A 20,689-nucleotide genomic window follows, 5' to 3' on the forward strand; every position below is an offset into this window, starting at 1 on the left:
CTATTTGGCTTTACCGATTAGCATGTCTTGTGTTCTTCTGTGATCCAACTAGACGTTCGAGAGAACTAGATGAGCGAGATTCGTGAACGGGCGAGGGAGCATTTCCCCTCGGTAATGTTGACCCTGCTGAGTATTGTTCAGGCGCTCGCGTTGGAACTGCTTTGGGCGCGACTGCACGAGAACACCTTGCCCGTTGAGCTCACTTGGCCTGCCGTTACAGCTTGGATACAAGTCGCGGCTACAGTTCTTGGCTTAATGTTGATCTGGGTGGTTTACGCCAGCAACGCTATGCGCTTTCGTTGGGTACCCAGCACAAGTGATTCTCTGTACCCATTCTTTATCGGGTTTATGCAATTCCTCTTGATTGACTGCATGACCCCAAGCAGAGTCGGATGGTGGCTGATCTGCATGGCTGTGATTTTCAGTGTGATGGTGTGGGTATCCCACTCAACGATGCGCAGAGCTCGATTCGATGGCAGTAATGACGAGTACTTTCGCCACTTTTCACCCGCTGGACGGAAGGACTTCTTTCCGCAGATTGCACTGATCGCTACTTTTCTTATTGGTGGGGCTTATTTAGTTATGCGCCCGGAGCAACTTGTAGCCGCCTTCTCAATGATGCTCATCGTCTTGATCGTGCTTGCATGGCAACTCTATGCCGCTGCTCATTTCTGGAATAAGTCTATTGAAGTAAAACCGGACGCCTAGGTCCCAAGCGGCTTTAGCCGAGCCATACTTTACACTTAACGCTTTGCTCCGCCCCATCAACTCGGGCGCATCGCACCGTGAAGCTATCAATGAGGAAACGAGCAATCGTGAGCTCACCAGAACTACCAGACTGGCCGCGTGCGCACGGAACGCCTTTATTCGCTGCGCGCCTGCGAAGTTCTCCGCAGGACTTTCAGGTAACCGAGGAGCTCGGTTGGGAGTTCAGCGAAGACGGAGAGCACGATTTCCTGTGGGTAGAAAAAACTAGCGTCAACACCGAATGGGTCGCGCGTCAGCTAGCCTTGCACGCCGATGTGCCCGCTAAAGACATTGGTTACGCCGGCTTAAAAGATCGACATGCGGTGACCCGGCAGTGGTTTAGCGTCCCCCGATGGAACACGCCTAATTGGGAAGCACTCGAACTCGAAGGCGTACGTGTGGTCGAAGTAAAAAGACACCGGAGAAAGCTCCGTCGCGGTGCGCATCGGGCCAACTCATTTCGAATTGTACTTCGCATCGACACGCCACCAGATCTCGACGCGATCGAGAGTCGTCTTGCTACTATTCAACATCACGGCGTTCCCAATTACTTTGGCGAGCAGCGCTTTGGACACAACGGGGGTAACCTGCGCCTCGCGAACGAATGGGCATCAGGTAAACGACTGTCTCATCACAAGCGCGGCCTTGCCATATCCACCGTTCGTTCCTTTCACTTCAACGAGTCACTCGCTGCGCGCGTTAGGGAAGAGTCTTGGAATCTCCTGACCATCGGTGATAAAGCGAACCTCGCCGGCAGCGGCAGCGTATTTGAGGTTCTCGACGTTGACGAGGAACTGAGACAACGCTGTAACAGCATGGATGTGCATCCCACAGGAGTGCTTGCAGGCGAAGGATCGCATATTAAGCCGGAGAAATGGCAGGCTGCATTGGACAAGCGGCGAGTCGAACCGGGTCATCGGAGCCTCCGCTTGCGTGTCAGAAACTTGAAAAGCGAAATCACTGAAACAAGCATTACATTATCCTTTAGCTTGGACAGAGGTACCTTCGCTACCGCAGTACTTCGAGAGCTTTGTAGTGCGTCGACGGTACTTGCCCCCTCCTTGCAAGGAAATTCGCCAAGCCCGAAAGCACCTAAGGAATCGCATTGAATCAAAAGAGCAAGCAAGCCGCTACGATCTACGGTACAACCGAAACAGGGTTCGAGGCCGTCAAGCAGCTGTTCACGCAGCAGATGCAGACACTGGCTGAGGAGAACACGCAACTTTGCGTATATCACCAGGGGAAAAAGGTAGTCGACCTGTGGGCATCAAAAACCCAAGATCCCAACTTCAATGCCGATTCACTGATAAACGTGTTCAGCAGCAGCAAAAGCCTTGAAGCGATCGCATTGGCTTCGCTGGTCGCTAAAGGACTGCTGCGCTACGACGCCAAGCTCTGCGACTACTGGCCAGAGTTTCAAGGAGGCGGCAAAGACGATGTCAGCGTTGCCGACCTAATGCGCCATGAAGCAGGCCTTGCCAATTTCGACACATCCATAGACCTGGACGACCTTTTACCACAGGGCATCAAAGCTAACTGCGTTGGAAAAACCATCGAGCAACAGCGGCAACACTTCCGGGCTCTTGCAACAGGCAAGCGTGAGTACCATGCGATCACAAGAGGATGGATCGCGAACGAACTGTTTCGACGAGTAGATCCACAGGGACGTACGATCGGCGAGTACCTCAAAGAGGACATCTGCACACCGCTTCACGCTGACGTAGCTATCGGTCTTGACGACAGCGGGCTGGAACGTACCAGCGACGTAAAGCTTCTCAGCTTTGGCGCCCACATTCTCGCGAGTTTTAGACCTAAGATCTTCGGTCGCAAAGTGCTTCATAACTTTCTGCAACTCGCCGCTCGAATGCTGAAGATACTGCCCTCCCTAAAAAGCAGCTCATCATCTCAAGCACCCGCCCCCATTACAGGCATGACCAGTATCGGAATATTCAACGACAAACGTATGCGAAAGGGCGAGACGCCCTCGGCAAACGCCCACGGCTCTGCGCGAGGGTTTGCGCGAATCGCTGCAATGATGGCAGCGGGCGGGAATCTGGATGGTAAGGCGTACCTGAGTCGGGCGGCCTGGCAGGCAATGCATCAAAATCCGGTGCCGGCGAAGATGGGCGGAGTCATCCACACTCGCTTCACCCAAGGAGGGGTCGATCAATTTTTACCTATCGAGAAGAGTAGCCCGCTTCTAGAGAGGGCCTTCAATGAAGGTCGCGAAGGTTTCTATGGGTGGATGGGACTCGGTGGCTCTATCTTTCAGTGGCACCCCGAAGCTCAGATAGGTTTCGCATTTGTTCCAAGCTCGTTGCATATGCTCGACTTTCTCAATGAGCGCGGCAAACTCTATCAAGCTGAAGTCTTGCGATGCATAGACCAGCTACCCAAGTCACAGACGCTGACCTGAACACCGCACCGCACCGCACCGCACCGCACCGCACCGCAAAGAGGACTCAAGACTATTGGTATCACACCAGCTTTGTTAATCCAGCCTGCTCCATAGATCTCTGTGCGAGTGCTGGCCCGACATCCTTGTTTACGTTGAAGACAAAATCCACACCGGCGTCACGTAGGGCAGAAACCTCATCCTCAAAATAGGCCGTGGCTGCGACATGGCCACTGAATCCTTCGAGGCGGAGTTGCTCCGTCGCGGTAAGGTTTTCTTCATGGCTGTGCATAGCTAAAACCACCAAACGTACTTGCTCACGATCGACGTTCAGGCGCCCCCAAAAATCAGCGTCCGTCGCACTCTCCTCGAAGACTCGTCGACCTTCGGTCTGGTGCTGTTCCACAACGTCACCATCGACGTCAAAGGCAACCACAGTGTCACCCAGCTGCGCTCGTACAGCTTCGTAAGCGCTCGATCCCACGCGACCCATACCGAACACGAGCGCGGTGGCATCAGAGATCGGGACAGTTCGCTCTGGCAATATGAGTTTCCCACGCTCAAGCTTTGTCAGTCTCTCACGAAGCTTGCGGTACAAATCCAGTGCCCGCTCGTTGACGATTGATAGCGGCAAAAAGCTGAAACCCATGGCCACCGCGAGAGTCACAATCCAGGATGGATCAAGATAACCTTTCGACACCGCCATGGCCGCAATGATCAGGCCAAATTCGCTGTATGGCGTTAGACCCAGCGAAGCAAGCAGTGCACTTCGCCCTCGTAGTCCAAACATCATGAGCAGGGCCACGAACAGCAACGCCTTAATTGGCAGAAGCACCAGCAAACCGACCGCCACCACAACCCCGTCTATAGCAGGCAAACCGTTGAGGCCAATGGTTAAGAAAAAACCAACGAGCAGAAGATCTTTTAGACCGAGAAGCACATTGCTCAGCTCCTTGGCCTTGGGCGCCTTGCTGACCAAAGCACCAGCGACGAGAGCTCCGAGGTCTGCTTTCATACCGACGAGATCGAATAGCGCGGCTCCGCCAAGGGTCAACGAAAGACCGGCAAGCACAAGGAGCTCTCGATGACCACACCACTCAAGCAACCTTCCAAGCACGTGGCGCAACGGAATCAATGCGAGAAGTGCAAATGCCCAAGGACTTGGCACTACCCCCTTGGATACAGCCAACAGAGCAACAGCGACGAGGTCCTGCATGACAAGAAAACCGATGATTACTCTGCCGTAGAGCGCGTTCATGTTCTCCCGCTCCTCGAGCACTTTTATGACGAATAACGTACTGGAAAACGCGGCAAACAGTCCCAGGATCGCCAGAGCCGACCAAGACAAACCAGCAAAGGGCCCGATCTCTAAAACCACCGGAATGTATAGAAACGCCATCCCGATTAGCACCATCGCCGCAGTGTGCAGCAGCGATGCTGCAAAAATGTGGGGTTGCAAAAGCGAAGGCAAATCAATTTTCAGTCCGATAGCGAACAGTAGTAACAGCACACCAACGTTAGCCAGATCATCAAGGGCATCGCCGGGATCCACACCGAGAGCGGAGAGAGCAAAGCCTGCTGCGAGAAACCCAACCAGCGGCGCTTGTCCCAGCTTTTTTGCGATGATCCCAAAAATCAGGGCTACGCCTATCCACGATAATTCCATCAAATGCCTTCAAAGTTCGCTTTGACGTTAATGCTACGACACAGGGACAATGTCGGCTCATACTTTATGACGTTAAGGAATCACCACCGACTCCTATGACTACTGACCGTACAATGAAACGATACGCTATCTCTAGCATCATTATGATTCTCAGCTTGTTCGCGACCATCACTAACGCGGAAGACAGGTTCATGCTGGAGACGGAATTCGGAGCTTCATGGCAAGCCAAGAACGACGTACAAATCCCGAACGACATGATGGGAGACCGATTTGACCTTCAGGAGCTCGCGGGAGCCGGACCTTGGGCATCGCTGCGACTAAACGCCCACTGGAATATCAATGAGCGTCACGGCATGCGTCTTGTGCTGGCGCCACTTGCCTACGAAGAGACGGGCACCCTTGATAGCGACGTACGCTTTGCAGATGAAACCTTCAGCGCAGATGCACCAGTGACCGCCTCGTATACCTTCAATTCCTGGAGGCTGGGTTACCGCTATCGCTATTACGATAAGAATGGCTGGCAACTCTGGGTGGGCGGTACCGCAAAGGTGCGCGACGCCGAGATAAAACTTGAGCAGGGAGCGACGCGCGCCAACGATGATAACGTTGGATTCGTCCCGCTGCTTTACCTGGCTGGCGAGTACAACTTCGGCCAGGGGTGGCACTTTGCCTTTGACTTTGACGGTCTTGCCGGAGGGCCAGGCCGAGCGTTTGATATCAGCCTTAAGGTCACGCGTGACCTTGGGGAGAACTGGCGCCTGGGCTTAGGTTATCGCGGACTGGAAGGTGGCGCGGATACCGACGACGTTTACAACTTCGCCTGGTTCAATACGGGAATGGCTACCGTTCAATACCGCTTTTAAGACAACAAGACACCAGTATCGATGCCTTGTTTTGTAGCCGAAAGTACCGGTAACTAGGTGTCCTCACCAACGCCGTAGCAATAGGCAGGCGCGGCAAACTCATCCAGCTCCAACTTCTTGACGTGACTTGAGTTTGTGATGGCGCGGCATTTTCGGGGTAACAGACATTGCTCACTTTTTGCGGTGAGCACACACTCATTTCCTCTAGCAATGCGCCAACCCTCTTTTGAATAAACACTGTTGGCCATGAAGCCAACAACTTTACCGCCTTCGTAACCTTTACCTCCGGTAATCCTGTAGATCGCGAAGATGTTATCGCTGGCGTTGTGGTAGCTGTGCAACGTGTAGTTACTACGTGACCGAACCTTGTAACGGCCACAACGTTCACCATAGCCCTTCAGGAATTTGTAGTCGTCACCCTCACTAAAACCCTTCATGCGCTCGACCTTTGACAGCGCTTCTTTAAGATCCGCTAAATCCTCACACTGAGGAAGCCGCACCTTATCTACCTTACCGCTATTCTGCGCCATTGCAGAAGCCGAGAGAAAAAACATAAGGGTAAACATCAAAGTCTTCATAGCCACTCCGGTCAGTATTCGGTATCTGCAGAAGTTTACCCTACAGTCATTGGGCTTCCGCAAGCCACGAGGACTGATAGGCTTATTCGTGACGCCTAATTAGCCTGTCGAATACAAGCCATAACAGGAATTATCAATGCGATGAATCAAGCTGGATCAATTGAACTCAATGATTTGCTGACCTCAGTTCGGGACTGCCGACTCTGTGAAAGCTCACTACCCCTAGGTCCTCGGCCGGTAGTACAACTCGATGCTAACGCGAGAATTCTCATTGCGGGTCAGGCTCCCGGCCGACGTGTACATGAGACCGGCATCGCCTTTGACGATCCGAGCGGAGATCGACTTAGAGAGTGGATGGGCATCGCGTCGAGCGTCTTTTACGACGCCGCAAAGATCGCGATCTTACCTATGGGCTTTTGTTACCCCGGGAGCGGCAAATCTGGTGACCTGCCGCCGCGGCCGGAGTGTGCGACCGCCTGGCGACGTCAGCTCCTAAACGCTATACCTGATATACGCTTGACGCTAGTCATAGGCCAGTACGCACAGCGATGGCACCTACCCTCAACCGAACGAAATCTCACAGAAACAGTGCGCGCAAGGCGTAGCTACGATAAAAGCCTGTTCCCATTGCCGCACCCTAGTCCAAGAAACAACATCTGGATGAAGAAGAATCCGTGGTTCCTCGAATCGGTGGTGCCTGAGCTTCACGAAGCGGTGAGCAGAGCGCTTCGCTAAAATCTTCGGCATTCGAAGGTAAATTGTTACAACTTTGCAATAAAAGTGTCACAAATTTAAAATGCGCCCATGCTGGCGTTACTCCTATGCGCTGCGGCCTTCGTCACAGCTCTCTGGCGTCTCGACCGTGGCACGCGAACACTGTGGATCAGGCTCACCGCGAGCGTGAGCACCTTTGTATTCCTCCTATTATCCATCTCATGGTTCATTGCTAACGCCTTTACGGGAGAAGGGGTAAACGGCGCCGTTTTCTATCATTTAAGAACCGGTTTCGGCGGAGCAGGCCTCCGTGAATATGCAACTCTCATCAGCGCATTCGTATTCGCAACTACATGTGCGGCGGCACTCGCAGTACTGGTCTACCGTCGCAAGCCCGGCAAGCAGCCTGAACGATTGAGTTGGCAAAATGGGATTCTCGCTGTGGCCCTGCCCGTCCTTTGCTTCATACACCCCACCGTGAATGCCACATTGAGGGACTTTAATTACGCGCTCTATGGCTCAGAATCACTCATGGACTCTGCACTAGGCAACGAGGAAGCCGCTGAGCCCTTCGAGAGTCACTACATACAGCAAGAACCTGAGTGGCAAAGCCCGCCCCGACGAAACCTGGTCGTTATTTATGCTGAGAGCCTCGAACAGACGTACTTTGACGAGAAGCTGTTTCCGGGGCTGATTACCGAGCTGCGTGAATTGCAAGATCGGGCAGTCACCTTTTCTAATATTCGATCGGTGGAAGGCACGGGGTTTACTATCGCCGGCCTCGTCGCCAGCCAATGCGGCTTGCCGTTAATTACCACGGGGCACCCTAACTCCATGCGCGGGATGGATCGCTTTCTTGCCGGCGCTACCTGTATTGGTGACGTACTAAAGACTCAGGAGTACACGCTTCATTACCTAGGTGGAGCGGACTTGTCCTTTGCAGGTAAAGGCTCGTTTTTTGAAACTCACGGTTTTGACTCAGTCATGGGAAGGCAAGAGCTCGAACCGCTTCTCGATGACCCAAGCTATGTGTCGACCTGGGGCCTCTACGACGACTTTCTTCTCGAGCAGTTCCTTGGTCGTTTCGAGCAACTCTCTGAGGAGGATCAACCCTTTGGTTTGTTCGGACTTACCATGGATACGCACCACCCCAGCGGTCATCGTTCTCGAAGCTGCGAAGGTTTGGAATATGCTGACGGTCGCAATCGCATGCTCAATGCCGTCCACTGCGCTGACCACCTTCTTGCAACAACTTTGAAAGCCATCCTTGCGTCCCCCGCAGCAGATAACACGTTGGTCGTACTCGCCTCCGATCACCTTGCTTTAAAGAACGATGCCTACGACCTATTGACCCAAGGCAAGCGGCGCAATCTGCTTTGGCTTTTCACGCCCGATAGCGAGCCCAAAACCTACCGGCAGCCGGGCACCACCATGGACACCTCAGTTGCCCTCCTTCGCGGCCTGGGTGCCGACGTGGAGGCATTCGCTTTAGGGAGAAACATCAGTCAGCCTAAAACCAGCCTGTTTGCCACCCTTCCCGAGGTCAACAGTCAACTTCGGAGATGGCGTGGTGACTATGCAAAGCTGTGGGACCTTCCTGAACAGATCGAGGCACTCAGCCTTAATTCGCAAAAACGAACCGTCGAAATTAATGATCGGCAGTTTCAAGCCCCGGCACTCATTGCACTCAACGACGGCAAGATGGAATCTATCCGCTTCGAGTTTGATTCACGCCAAAACCTCTACCAATACGTGCAAGAAATGACGCCCGATGCAACTTTTGTCTGGTTTGACGAATGCAGCAAGGTTCGCGCTTTGGAACTCAAATTGCCCGTCGCTGGTCTTTGCTACTTTGCGGGGAGAACCAATGGTCGTCGCGTGTTGGCTGAAGTGGTGACTGACACTGAAGCACTCAACGCTGGAGATCTTCGCAGTGTAAGTGGCGGTTTCACGACAGAAGATCAGAACAATGAGCGCAGACAGCGCCTAGCAACACTTGCCGAGTATGGCGTCGCGGACTTGCGTCAATCGAGTATCCAAACCTCACTGCTCAGCGTAGGAGCAAAACTCAGTGTTCGTAGCTCCGGAGGCCCAAAGTCCCGCTCGTTGCTGGAAACAGCCTCGCAGAAAGACATCATGGAGCGCGGAATACAGCTCTTTGCGCTGACCGACAGTGGAACCGCAGAGCTCATCGCTCACTACGACCTCTGCCAGAAAAACTCGAGCCCCTCGAAAACACCTGGAGAAATTCTCCAATCACGTATTACGGATAATGAGAGCACGGGGCATAGGGGCGCTACGTATCTCCTGGTAGCCCACGACTCCCCGACTTGCGGTGCGCCTTTGGAGCCACTTCTTGAGGGCCTACCCTTAACAGAGTGGAAGGACCTTGGATTCCGGCAGCCCTACATTGCACTGTTCTCACCTAATCGAAGAAGCGCAAGCATCGAACTCAGTGGGGATCGGTACTCACAGCTGAGAGTGACCTTCAGCGGCACTGAGCTAGTCGCCGCTGCCCATCAATAGAGAACTTCTTCCCGTGGCTTACGGTCCACACAGCGGTCAAAAGCATTCTGTCTAACAGTGTCACTTGTAACCTAGGCAACAGCTAGCGCACACTGTGCTTTCACTGTTAACCACACTGAAGCACAACTTTTATTCAAGGGGTTTTACGATGACTGTGTCTCTATATGAAGTAACAGTAGATTCTTATCTACAAATGCTGGCGAGCTCTAAAGACGTCCTTGAGCGTGGCGCCGAGTATGCCAAAAGTCACGGCGCAAACCCCGACGATCTAGTGAAGCTAAGCCTGCATGATGATATGGCCCCTTTAAGCTTTCAGGTGATTTCCGTCTGGCACCACTCCTTGGGTGCAATCAAAGGCATGCGTGAAGGTGTGTTCACACCCCCTCCCAAGAAGCCCGACTTGGACTACGCAGGCCTGCAAGGACTCATTGATGAAGCGCTTGATTTTGTGAATACAGTGAATCGTGAAGAGATCGATGCACTGAGCGAGAAACCGATGGTGTTTCGTGTCGGCGAAAGAGAAGTGCCCTTCACTATGAATAACTTCGCGCTATCGTTTTCCTTACCAAACCTCTACTTTCACGCAACGACTCTCTACGATCTACTTCGGATGCATGGGGTCCCTCTGGGCAAGATGAACTATCTTGGCCAACTGCGTGTAGGCTAACTGGGGTAGGCACTTAAACCGCTTGGGTACCCCACTGAGCCAGAATGGTTCTCAGTACGCTGACAAACGCGATGGGCTGATCCAGCATAAGATGATGGCGGGCTCCAGGAATACCCACTATGGGCATATCCGTAGCACCACACTCGCGGACATAGTCCGCCGAATCATCGTCGAAAAGCACGCTGTCCTGACCATAGACAATCGCTTTGCGCCCCTTCGTCTCCGCAATAATTTGACCTTGCTTGAGCATGCGCTCTGAATGGCCGAAGTTGCTTTGAAAGACGCTCGTGTCGAACTTCCATGTCCAGCCGCCCTCAACCTCCTTCAAAGAGTGGTAGGCCATGTAGTCAAACAAGCTGGGCACCGCGACTGGCTGCGGCGGCGAAAGCACGAACCGCCCTTTGGCCGTTTCGTAATCTGGGTAAACGCGGTTAGGGCGACTGGTGTCTGATCGAAGGGGTTTCTCAGAACTGAAATGACTCTTGAGTCGCTCGGGGCGCAACACCATAAGATCGCAAATTATCAGCCCGCCGAACAAGGCGTGGTTGTCCTGCATCGCAGTGAGCGCGACGTGCCCACCGTAAGAATGGGCGATAACTATTGGCTTCACCGCATGATCGAACAAACCAGCGGTGCGGGCGACGTCGACCACTTCACTGGACCGCACCGCATCCGGATACTCTTCGCGCACACCGGAATCACCCATACCCGACAAATCAAACGCGACGACATGATAGTCCTCGGCCAAAAACGGGGCGATAAATGCAAAGCAGCGCGAATGTGCCAAAAAACCATGCATCAAAACAAGGCCGGGGTTTTTCGGATCACCCCAGCGAAAATAGCGAATATCACAACCACCTGACTGCACCCAACCCTCTTCACGAGGCACAGACAAAGCACGTTCTAACCAGTCAGGAACGTCTGTCGCATCGGGCGGCAACTCGCTCGAAAGAATCGGCTTTGAGGTAACAACACTATTCATACAACTCCAAAAATACCTAAGAATTAAACTAGTCGGGGTTAGGACCGTAGAGTCCAACGCCCAAATCGCCCGCTATCTGCCGAATCGCTCTCTGCGCACGAACGCTATTGCCCGCCTCGTTGAGTCGCGGTGAAAATGCGGCTATCGCAAACTTACCGGGAACAACTGAAACAACACCACCACCCACACCGGTTTTCGACGGCAGCCCGGCGCTAAACATCCAGGCACCGGATTCGTCATAAAACCCAGCAGTCGCCATGATCGCCAAAAGCTCGGGAACGTGACGCGCCGGCAGCATTTCACGCCCGGTCAGCGGGTTTGTTCCCTCGTTTGCGAGAGTTCCACCCATCACAGCCAGGTCGCGTGTATTAATACCAATTGAGCATTGTCGAGTATAAACCCGAAGCGCCTCTTCGGGCTCAGCATAGAGGCGGCCGTAGTTAAAAAGAAGATTAGCAATCGCGCGATTACCCCAAGCGGTCTCATACTCAGAGGTGTATACCTCCTCTAATACTTGCAGCTTCTCACCTGCGAAGCCCTGAATATTATCGTTGATAAGTTCCCAGCGCTCCTCTTCCGTCTCGGCTTGAACCAAGCTAACCGCCGCGATCGCCCCCGCATTCACCATGGGATTCCCTGAGCGTTCTTCATAAATCTCAATCGCTACTTTGGAGTTAAATGGCAAACCGGTGGGCTCTACCCCGATCTTTTCGCGCACGGCCTCCGGACCCTGCTGGGCCATTATCAACGCTGCCGTGAACGGCTTAGACACTGACTGGATTGAAAAGCGATAGTCCACATCACCTGCGACGAACATCTCGCCATCTCGCGTTACGATCGCCACACCAAAGAGATCACTAGGCACCTCGTCCAGAATAGGAATGTAGTTTGCGTTGGCGCCCTCTTTAACATTCTTAAAACTGTCGTAGGCACGATCGACGGCGGACTGCAGGGCCACTGAGTCAAACTCAGCGATTGAAGGAACACTAAGCTGTAAGGCGCATATGCCGACGACAGTCATCGTCAAACGGCGCAAGCTTGTTACTGCACTGGAATACATCATGATGTCGATCTCCATTGAATTGGGTTGGTCTCTACGCTGTAAGGATCTTAGAACCCACTGAGTGTCTTGCTGAAACTGTACTTAGCCGAAAACTGAAACCGCACATCGTCCGATGTAAAGCCGTTAAAGTTTTCTCGCTTACCCCACTGGACCTCAGGTCCAAAGAAAACGCGCGGATGGGGATGATAAAGCAGGTTTGCCAGAGCGTACTGCCCCCTTTGAAACGACGAAGGCGCTGAGAATCTGGGCAAGTCGTTATCCTGCACCGAGTAGCCCACGGTGCTCGTCCACTTTTCGCTCCAATTTAGATCCATAAATGCAACCAGCCCCGTTAGCGGAATGGGCTCCCCACCAATCGGAACCGCCGCGTCTGGAGACAACACCACACCGATATCGGCGTTTGCGTCGTTCATATAGTTCTGGATCGCTTCGCCGTGAACTAGTGATGCACGAAGCACGTGACGGCCAAAATTGAGATTGGTGCTCAGATTCACACCCCAGCCTGTCGCATCGCCAGACAGATCTATCTCGTCGTCTCCTACATCAACCCATTGGATCTGACGGAGAATACCCGCCACCTGCAGATGACCCCAGTCACCGACATGGCGGTAGTGAGCCGCAAGATCCGGCACTTCAAAATCACTCTTAATGTTTTCCCGATCAATAAGGCTATCTAGCTGGCTCTCATCTCCACTACCCCCCGGGCGTTCAAGCGCCACGGCGAATCTTGACCCCGAGTCCGACGTCCACGGGGTCCACCGAGCCTGTACATTGCGGTAGAACACCATCGCATTAGGGCCCCAGTACTCAATGGAATTGGGGAACACATCAATGTCCATGAAGGTAGACCAATACTGCCCGGCGCCGAATTGGCCGATCTCGCCCCAGGCATGGCGAAGGCGAAAGGTCGTCTCTCCCTCGTCGGCGCCCACACCAAACAATTCAAACTCGATAAGGGTCTTTAGGTCTCCCAGCGCAGTAGGTGTATGGGTACTTACTCCAAGGCGGCTTTGGCGTACTCCCGAGTAAAACTCACCGTCGTCACCGTATTGATCTTCAAACGCAGGGAGCTTGGTTGGCCGCAGTACATCAAACCAATTGGGATCGCTCTGTTTAGTCTGATACCCCATATCGAGCATCGCATGACCACTAAAAGTAATTGAAGTCTCGCCTAGGCCATCTTCCTCTAGCGTGGGTTCGGCCTCCCGCTCCTGAGGAACCGGTTCGTCGAGTATCGTGACGGGCAGAACGCTCAACTGCTGTGCCTTAAGCTCTGCATTCTCTGCCTTCAAGGCATCGATCTGCTCTTGTTGCGTTTGCAAGAGTTGCCACATCTCTTCAAGAGATGGGGTGCTGGCCTCCGACTGCCCGTAGACACTCAAAGAAGAAAAGCATGTAGCAGCGAGAACAATCGCGAAAGGTTTCATAGGGGATCTCCTGGGAGCCAGTCTTTCGACTGTAAAGCCAACGCGCCTTGAGCACCACCAAAACAAATGCGATACAAATCGGCAGCCCACCTTTTTAGACAGCCTTGGAAACCATCCCTATAAACGCAGCTGAAGGGTCAGCCAGGCTTTGGTCGTGTCTGGGTAGCGCCCGGGCTCGTCGGTCTCAAAGATTGCCGCTTTTGCGGTGGCTGTAAGCCACTCGTTGATGGTCCATTGGGCTTGTAAATCAATCTCGCGGCCAAAATTTACGCTGGAGGACTCTGCAGAGAAGTCGTGATAGCGAGCCAGCAACCCCACGGACCCCAACTTTCCGCCAACCGATACCCAGGCATCCTTTATTCCATCACCCGGTGTGGCAAGAAACTTATCGGCCCAGCCCTGAACGCCGTGGCCATTTGCCAATGGCGTCCCAAACCCCACGCCATTGTCAGCGCCCAAGACCTCGTAGGCAGCCTTTACGTTCACAGGGCCCAAAGGTGCCGCAAGCTCCACCACGTAGTAAGACGCTTGGTAATCTAGCTCGCTGTCTCCAGACTCCGTTTGGGTCGCAAAGCGCGCAAGTAACGAAAGGTCAGAAAAAGAACCGGTGTAGGCGAGTCCGAAAGTGTCGCTGGAGTTGTTCACCGTTTTAGCCGCGCTAAAACCACTCTGGGCGTCCACCTCCAGCAGATACGCATAAGCCGCAATGTTGTGGTCTTCGGCGAAGTCGTAATTCACACGGAAAAAAGCACTATCCCCGTGCCAGTCCGCTGGATTGCTACCATCCCCTGGACCGAACACACGACTTACCTGATTCGCATAGCTCGCGTCGATAGTTAATCCCGTAAGCCCCGACCACTGCAATCTGGCCGCATCGTAAGTCTGCTCATTTTGCCGCCAGGGCTTAGCCCCGATAAACCGGCCTCGATCCAATACGATGCGCTGTCGCCCCAATGTCGCGTCAAGGTCCTCCGCGGAGTAGCGCAGCCAGGCTTGATTGAACGCAGTGCCTTCAGGATCAGCAATCGTCGGGTATTCAGTTTTTCCGTTCTCCGTTGAGTTGTAATTCTCACTACCCAAGGCGGAAACGTTGTCGACTTCCATCAGAGCCGAGACAGGACCCAGCTTTCCAGACTTTATAGTGACGCGGGTTCGTACCAGCGAAGCTCTGGCGGACTCATCAAATCCGTCCTCATCCACATATTCGTAGCGGTAGCGCACATCCAGCGCCACAGAACCATCTGTGATCACGCTGGATAGCTGATCACTAGCGCTCTCCTGTGCACAGACAAAGGTTCCCGTAAACACCAGTGACATCGCAGCCACGGAGTGGCACAGATTTATATTACAAAGGGTCATATCGTCAAACTGTCAAAATGCGGCTTTGGTTATTTTTATCGGAGTATGGACTACCAAAATGGTGCTAGTCGCACATCGTTCCCGTGCAGCGTGTTGTCATAAAGAGCTCCGCTTCGAGCATCCAGCGAGCGTCTTGGCATCGCCACTTGGCTGAATACTCGCCCCCTACCTCATCGCCGCTTGTTGCCTTGCCCGTCCATACCCCAGACTCCAAGGCTATGGCGGAGAGTGGTGAGACCTCGACGTGAGTCGCTTCTCTTAGATAGGACAATCGATCAGCATCGCCAACTTCTGAGCGCCAAAGATCTAACTGCTGGGCTCTACCTACAAAGAGATCACTGTCTGTCCCCGTCACCAGCACGATGTCCTCATCAAAGAGTCCGGCCATTGCGTCAAGGTCGTCGTCACGAATAGCGACATTGAATGCCGTTCGAGCATCTCTAACTCCTTGATCCGTGCAAGACTCAGCTATGGAACCAACGCTCGCGGACGCAGAAATCAGGGTTACAGCAAGCAGCACGGTGGGGCGTAAGCGCATCTTCGTTTTCTTCCGTTATTTTGGCGCCATTATAGCGCGCCAGTATGCAGCCTATTGCGATCACTCACCACAGCTCGCAGCGACCGGGAAGATCTCCCTCTAGCCCGTCAAAGCCTCTTCAATCTGTGGGAGGCGCTCCTTTCCAAAGAACATCTCGTCCCCAACGTAGAACGTGGGAATACCAAAACAACCTCGCTCCACAGCGGCCGCTGTGTTTTCTACCAGCTTGGCTTTAACCGCAGGGTCAGCGGTGCTTTCGAGCAAAGACTGTCCATCGAGACCCGCGGCGTTCATTGTCTCCACAAACACCTCGGGATCGTCCATCTTCAGGCCTTGCTCCCACATGCTCGCTAAACCAGCTTCCAGGTAAGCCTCTAGAATCCCTTGGTTTTGAGCCGCGATGGCACCGCGCATCAATAAAAGAGTATTCACGGGGAAGTGAGGGTTAAAACTGAACTTGTGTAAATCGTACTTCGCAATAAATCGCTGCATCTCCAGCTGATCGTATTCCAGTTTCCCCGCGACGCCATTAAAGGCCATCATTGGTGGTTGGTTGCCCGTTGACTTGAATATGCCCCCGAGCAGGCATGGAACGACAGTGAGAGTAGCTTGGGTACGTTCCAGCAGCGGGGGTAGCGCTTTGTAAATGAGGTATGCATTGGGGCTGCCAAAATCAAATATCAACTCTAGTTCTTTACTCATAATGAATACTCTTTCTCCAAAAAAATGTGCGCTGACGTGTTTCTACAACAGCTCAGTGAAAAATACATTGCCGGCCGTGCATCCTGAACTGCGCGCTCTAGACCAGCTTGGGAGCATGGTTCCACCATGCAAGATCGGAATAAGCGCGAAGGTCTAGCTCGTGCGTCCACGCAGATCGATGCTGATTCGCGAGATGAAAATAGGTGTCTGCCATATGCTCAGGCACAAGCAGGCCATCCTGATCCTTGCCTTTCGCTTCTCGCAACTTCGCAAAGTTTTCAGGGCCTAGCATTTTGCCCAAGGTATCCGGCGCATCCACCGCTCCATCAATCAAAACATGAGCAACGTGGACTCCCTTGGACGCATACTCTGCGTTTAGCGTCTGACACAACATGCGGCGCCCTCCCATAGCAGCGGCGTGGGAGTGTTGACCTGCATTGCCTCGCACCGCAGCAGTCGCTGATGTCACCAACAGTGTCCCACTGCCGCGAGCCTCCATCAGCGGAAGCACCGAGGTTGCCACTCGAAACAGAGCGAAGGTTGCCAGTCGCCAGCCCATTTCGAACACCTTGTAGTTCGTATCCATCAAAGCGCGATTTCCGATCTGCGCCCCAAGGTTAAACAGAACGACCTCAATGGGGCCAATATTGGCTTCTGTCTCTGCAACAAGATCCTCAATAACACCGTCGTCGATGGCATTAAGAAGCTTGCCAGTGGCAGATCCGCCTGCGTCTTCTATCTCCGCAACAAGCCGATGGAGACCTTCTTCGTCGCTGCGCCTACACAGCACGGTGTGGTAACCCTCGCGGGCAAATCGCTTTCCTACGGTGCCGCCGATGCCCGCACCCGCGCCTATCACTAAACATACTTTTTTCATTCTTTACTCCTACTGAAACGCTTACCCGCTGCCTACGCAGCGACAGCGCCCTAATCCATAAAAGCTAGAGACATTCGTTATCAGGTATCAGCGATATTCGTTTGATGGTTGCCGCGCTAGCCCCGGGGCCAGCCTTCACGGCAATGTCGCCGTTAGCCAGGGCATTGCCCTGACGGTCACGAGGCTGCAATTTGAGCAGCTTTTTGCCAGAGGCTTTTTCGTAGAAATCTACTGGCTCACTTCTGGCACCGTAAATCTGCTCGTTACCCCATTGAGTCATAGCCACGAACACCGGCATCAGAGACTCACCGCGCTCAGTAAGGCGGTATTCGTAGCGGGTGCCCTGCTCACCAACATCAACGGTCGTCAAAATTCCCTCATCAACAAGCATCGCCAGACGATCGCTCAGAATATTCTTTGCCGCGCCGGTGTTGTTTCTAAACTCACCAAACCGAGTAGCTCCGTAGAAAGCTTCGCGGACCACCAGCAGCGTCCAGGCATCGCCGAATACGTTGAGGAAACTCGCGATGGGACATGTTTGTCGATGTTTCTTTGCCATGTGTTATTCAGTGGTAGCGCATATGGAAGCTGGCCTGGGCTGAGAACTTGTTGTTCTTCTATGGGTCTCCGAGCGCTCTCTTATTCCTCTCAGAATTGACGCCATAGCAAAAGGCTTAACCCAAAGTAGCTATTTTAGTTTTATTTTGCAACCGTTTTTTACAGAGCGTTCCTACAGCCTTCCACGCTGTTGCTAAGGACTCCGCAGAAATTTATGGGCCGCTATCGTTATAGACCCCAAGCCATGGGAAACTGACGCCTCTATAAATAGTACTGGCTGGCAATAAGGGAAATTCATGAGCGACCAACGTCATCTTGTGTTCGGCGCAGGTTTAATCGGCGGGTATATAGCTGGCGGACTCTCGCTGGCCGGACTCAATTGTACTTTGGTCGCCAGGCCATCGGTCCGCGACGCTCTATCAAATGGGCTGCTACTCAGTGACTATCTCGGCAATGAGGCCAGTCTCGTAACGCCGTCTTTTGCGGATGCCGAGCAGCGCATCCACTACGACTATCTCTGGCTTACGGTGAAGTGCACAGCCATTGAATCAGCACTGGAGGAGATGGCCGCATTTATTGGTAGTGACACCACCATCATATGCTGTCAAAACGGATTGGGCAGTGATCAGGCGATAAGGGCGCGATTTCCAGATATTCGTGTCGTTCAGGCCGTCTTCGGCTCTAACGTAGCGCAGCCTGCTCCCGACCGATTACACCGGTCGACTCAAGGTGTCATGGTGATCGAAGAGGACGGACGAGGTGACATCGAAGCGATGGCGGAAATGGTAAACACCGAACTAATGCCCACCCGCGCCAGCTGTGACTTTGGTAGCGAGCAGTGGGCAAAGCTGCAATTGAACCTTGCCAACGCAGTGAATGCCCTTGCAGACATTCCCGTAAAGAAGATGCTCGAGAACCGAGACCTCCGCCGACTCATCGCGGCATTAATGCGCGAAATGCTGACGGTAACGGATAAAAAAGGAATGAACTTGCCGCGACTGTCACCGCTCCCGCCGCACTGGCTTCCCCGACTCATTAACACCCCTGACTGGCTATTCCATCGGCTTGCGCAAAAGATGCTCGCTGTCGACCCAACGGCTCGCGCCTCCATGTGGTGGGACCTGAAAAATGGCAAGACAACAGAGGTAAACTATCTCAACGCGGCCGTGGTGCGCGAAGCCGAAAAACTCGGACTCAAAGCGCCGGTAAACCAACGGGTTGTTGAGCTGATTCGTCAGGTGGAGAGCGGTGTACAAGACCGCAACTGGGAGCCCGCGGAACTATCCGAGCTTTTACTCAAGGGGAAAGCTTAGCGCAGCGCCGCTCCTGATTCGTACCTTGGAGCATGCACTGCGAGTGACAAGGAAACTCCTTGCCACGGTTTATCGAGACAGATGCTAGGGCTTACGGAAGAGCAAGGTGAATCGGTCCGTATTACCAGTGACGGATTTGCGCCCGACTTCATACTCCAGCTCGTCGTCCGCTCGGTAATGCAAAGTGGAGTAGTCAACGAACTCAAAGCCAGCAGCTTCGATTTCTTTAATGGCCTGAACGGGATCAACGCGACGACGGTTCTCAGGTGTTTCGGACTCCATGTGACGCTTTGTGTGATCGACCACACCGTAAACACCACCTGATTTAAGCGCGTCAAAGGCAGCCCCGTGCATACCGGCACGACCGGTTGCGTCAAAGTTGTGCACGTTACGGAAGGTCAGGACCATATCGATGTCTTCAACATCCAGGGCCACAGAATCCATCGTGTAATAACGAGAACCGGATTCCCTACGCATATTCGCTTCGTCATCGATGACGGTAACGCCTTCAAAGCCGGGCTCGGTCAACAAGCCATCCTTCAAACGACCAGCGCCAAGGGCAACATATAGCTTTCCATTGTCCGCAAGCACAGGGGCCAACACTCGCGTGTACCAACCGCCCCCGGGAATCAGCTCCAGAACGCGCATATCGTCCTTTAGACCAAAGAAGTTTAGCGTCTCCAGGGGCTTACGATTGCGATCACGCTCGCGGTGAGCTTCTGGGCGGCTTTCGTCTGCGAGCGCTGCGGTAACTTTATCGTCGATATCCGCTGCAAAGGCGGGTACTGCCGCGACGAGCGCCGCAGCGGCTAGTAAAAATGTTCTCATTGCTCTGTTCCTTGATAATCGGTGAAACTTCGATAGTTTTTGCAATCGTGGATCTTCGACGATGGTAAGCACACACGCCAGTGTGAGCAACAGTCTACGAAGTCTGGCAGCCTGAAACTCAAATTCCCTTTCATAAGCGTTAATGCTTCAAGCTTGGAACCCGATTGATTGATCTCACCAAACTAATACTCTTTGTGCCCACTATGCTGCTCATCTCGGCCACCCCCGGCATGTGCATGACTCTGGCTATGACTTTAGGCATGACCGTAGGCCTGAAGCGCACCGCTTGGATGATGGCGGGAGAATTGCTGGGCGTTGCACTGGTCTCAACCCTAAGCGGCATCGGTGTCGCCAGCTTGATGCTCCGGTATCCGACGGCCTTCACTGTGTTCAAGCTCATCGGAGGGCTGTACATGGTATGGCTGGGCCTGCAGTTGTGGCGATCCCGGGGCGCTATGGCCATCTCGAGTGAAGAACTGGACAGCTCTGCCTTTCCCGCTGGCCGAATTCTGGCACTGCAGGGATTCGTTACGGCAATTGCCAATCCCAAGGGCTGGGCGTTCTTTATGGCGCTATTACCGCCGTTTATGCTGACCGCCAGCGGCCCTATCAATGCGCATAATGGTGCTGTTCTGCTGATCATATTGCTCTCAGAACTTTTCTGCATGACTCTGTACGCAACGGGCGGAAAGGCTTTACGGCAGCTTCTAAAGCAGCGCAGTAACGTCGCGGTACTAAACCGTGTTGCCGGCACGCTAATGATCGGCGTGGGAATATGGCTAGCTGTCTCCTGACCGTAAGCTCGCCACTGATACCCTCGGCAAAGAAGTAGTGCTGTAGTTTGCTACTCTTCTGCTGCGCATTGCGCGGCCCGCGATTTTGGAGA

Annotated in this window: 20 protein-coding genes; 9 read left to right on the forward strand and 11 right to left on the reverse strand. The window is 53.4% G+C overall.

All coding sequences use genetic code 11. The features are described from left to right. Window positions 1–69 precede the first annotated feature (69 nt). The 3 genes from R0137_RS00075 (at window position 70) to R0137_RS00085 (ending at window position 3,163) form a co-directional block, all read left to right on the forward strand. Window positions 70–708 carry a hypothetical protein gene (locus R0137_RS00075; protein WP_407327670.1) on the forward strand — a complete coding sequence of 213 codons (639 nt, stop codon included), beginning with the start codon at window positions 70–72 and terminating at the stop codon, window positions 706–708. Window positions 709–815: 107 nt separating this feature from the next. Beyond that, window positions 816–1,856: a tRNA pseudouridine(13) synthase TruD gene (gene truD, locus R0137_RS00080; protein WP_407327671.1), complete on the forward strand. Its 1,041-nt coding sequence runs from the start codon at window positions 816–818 to the stop codon at window positions 1,854–1,856. After that, entirely contained in the window at window positions 1,853–3,163 is a 1,311-nt protein-coding gene (locus R0137_RS00085) for a serine hydrolase domain-containing protein (protein WP_407327672.1), read from the forward strand. Before truD ends, R0137_RS00085 begins: the two co-directional genes overlap by 4 nt. A 61-nt stretch (window positions 3,164–3,224) precedes the next feature. Here the strand turns inward: R0137_RS00085 and R0137_RS00090 are convergent, their stop codons facing one another. Continuing rightward, window positions 3,225–4,808 (reverse strand): cation:proton antiporter, encoded by a 1,584-nt coding sequence (locus R0137_RS00090; protein WP_407327673.1) that lies wholly within the window; start codon window positions 4,806–4,808, stop codon window positions 3,225–3,227. Between the two features lie 113 nt (window positions 4,809–4,921). Between R0137_RS00090 and R0137_RS00095 the strand changes: the two genes are divergently transcribed. Continuing rightward, a complete protein-coding gene (locus R0137_RS00095; protein WP_407327674.1) occupies window positions 4,922–5,671 on the forward strand; it encodes a hypothetical protein in 750 nt (249 codons plus the stop codon). Between the two features lie 53 nt (window positions 5,672–5,724). Here the strand turns inward: R0137_RS00095 and R0137_RS00100 are convergent, their stop codons facing one another. Next, entirely contained in the window at window positions 5,725–6,249 is a 525-nt protein-coding gene (locus R0137_RS00100) for a hypothetical protein (RefSeq protein ID WP_407327675.1), read from the reverse strand. Window positions 6,250–6,390: 141 nt separating this feature from the next. Between R0137_RS00100 and R0137_RS00105 the strand changes: the two genes are divergently transcribed. The 3 genes from R0137_RS00105 (at window position 6,391) to R0137_RS00115 (ending at window position 10,156) form a co-directional block, all read left to right on the forward strand. Next, window positions 6,391–6,984, forward strand: a complete 594-nt coding sequence (locus tag R0137_RS00105) for a uracil-DNA glycosylase family protein (RefSeq protein ID WP_407327676.1) — start codon at window positions 6,391–6,393, stop codon at window positions 6,982–6,984. A gap of 69 nt (window positions 6,985–7,053) precedes the next feature. Then, the gene (locus tag R0137_RS00110) at window positions 7,054–9,489 is read left to right on the forward strand and encodes a sulfatase-like hydrolase/transferase (protein WP_407327677.1); all 2,436 of its coding nucleotides are present in this window, start codon (window positions 7,054–7,056) and stop codon (window positions 9,487–9,489) included. Window positions 9,490–9,637: 148 nt separating this feature from the next. Continuing rightward, window positions 9,638–10,156 (forward strand): DUF1993 family protein, encoded by a 519-nt coding sequence (locus R0137_RS00115; protein WP_407327678.1) that lies wholly within the window; start codon window positions 9,638–9,640, stop codon window positions 10,154–10,156. A gap of 13 nt (window positions 10,157–10,169) precedes the next feature. On the opposite strand, the gene R0137_RS00120 is transcribed toward R0137_RS00115, so the two are convergent. The 8 genes from R0137_RS00120 to R0137_RS00155 all read right to left on the reverse strand — a co-directional run bounded on the left by R0137_RS00120 (window position 10,170) and on the right by R0137_RS00155 (window position 17,663). After that, window positions 10,170–11,138, reverse strand: a complete 969-nt coding sequence (locus tag R0137_RS00120) for an alpha/beta fold hydrolase (RefSeq protein ID WP_407327679.1) — start codon at window positions 11,136–11,138, stop codon at window positions 10,170–10,172. Between the two features lie 28 nt (window positions 11,139–11,166). Next, complete coding sequence (gene glsA / locus R0137_RS00125) at window positions 11,167–12,201, reverse strand: glutaminase A (RefSeq protein ID WP_407327680.1); 1,035 nt, start codon at window positions 12,199–12,201, stop codon at window positions 11,167–11,169. A gap of 47 nt (window positions 12,202–12,248) precedes the next feature. Continuing rightward, entirely contained in the window at window positions 12,249–13,628 is a 1,380-nt protein-coding gene (locus R0137_RS00130) for a DcaP family trimeric outer membrane transporter (RefSeq protein ID WP_407327681.1), read from the reverse strand. A gap of 117 nt (window positions 13,629–13,745) precedes the next feature. Beyond that, complete coding sequence (locus tag R0137_RS00135; RefSeq protein WP_407330043.1) at window positions 13,746–14,945, reverse strand: alginate export family protein; 1,200 nt, start codon at window positions 14,943–14,945, stop codon at window positions 13,746–13,748. Between the two features lie 106 nt (window positions 14,946–15,051). Further along, window positions 15,052–15,525 carry a YybH family protein gene (locus R0137_RS00140; protein ID WP_407327682.1) on the reverse strand — a complete coding sequence of 158 codons (474 nt, stop codon included), beginning with the start codon at window positions 15,523–15,525 and terminating at the stop codon, window positions 15,052–15,054. A 99-nt stretch (window positions 15,526–15,624) separates the two neighbouring features. Beyond that, complete coding sequence (locus R0137_RS00145; RefSeq protein WP_407327683.1) at window positions 15,625–16,227, reverse strand: 2-hydroxychromene-2-carboxylate isomerase; 603 nt, start codon at window positions 16,225–16,227, stop codon at window positions 15,625–15,627. A gap of 97 nt (window positions 16,228–16,324) precedes the next feature. Further along, window positions 16,325–17,104: an SDR family NAD(P)-dependent oxidoreductase gene (locus R0137_RS00150; RefSeq protein WP_407327684.1), complete on the reverse strand. Its 780-nt coding sequence runs from the start codon at window positions 17,102–17,104 to the stop codon at window positions 16,325–16,327. 64 nt (window positions 17,105–17,168) lie between these two features. Then, window positions 17,169–17,663: a winged helix-turn-helix transcriptional regulator gene (locus tag R0137_RS00155; RefSeq protein WP_407327685.1), complete on the reverse strand. Its 495-nt coding sequence runs from the start codon at window positions 17,661–17,663 to the stop codon at window positions 17,169–17,171. 295 nt (window positions 17,664–17,958) lie between these two features. On the opposite strand from R0137_RS00155, the gene R0137_RS00160 reads away from it, so the two are divergent. Next, entirely contained in the window at window positions 17,959–18,975 is a 1,017-nt protein-coding gene (locus tag R0137_RS00160; protein WP_407327686.1) for a 2-dehydropantoate 2-reductase, read from the forward strand. Window positions 18,976–19,059: 84 nt separating this feature from the next. Here the strand turns inward: R0137_RS00160 and R0137_RS00165 are convergent, their stop codons facing one another. Then, window positions 19,060–19,803: a class I SAM-dependent methyltransferase gene (locus R0137_RS00165; RefSeq protein ID WP_407327687.1), complete on the reverse strand. Its 744-nt coding sequence runs from the start codon at window positions 19,801–19,803 to the stop codon at window positions 19,060–19,062. Window positions 19,804–19,967: 164 nt separating this feature from the next. Here R0137_RS00165 and R0137_RS00170 point away from each other — a divergent pair, with 164 nt between their 5' ends. Then, window positions 19,968–20,597 (forward strand): LysE family translocator, encoded by a 630-nt coding sequence (locus R0137_RS00170; RefSeq protein WP_407327688.1) that lies wholly within the window; start codon window positions 19,968–19,970, stop codon window positions 20,595–20,597. The last annotated feature ends 92 nt before the right edge of the window (window positions 20,598–20,689 follow it).

The organism is Congregibacter brevis (assembly GCF_045689245.1).
Taxonomy (GTDB): Bacteria; Pseudomonadota; Gammaproteobacteria; order Pseudomonadales; family Halieaceae; genus Congregibacter; species Congregibacter brevis.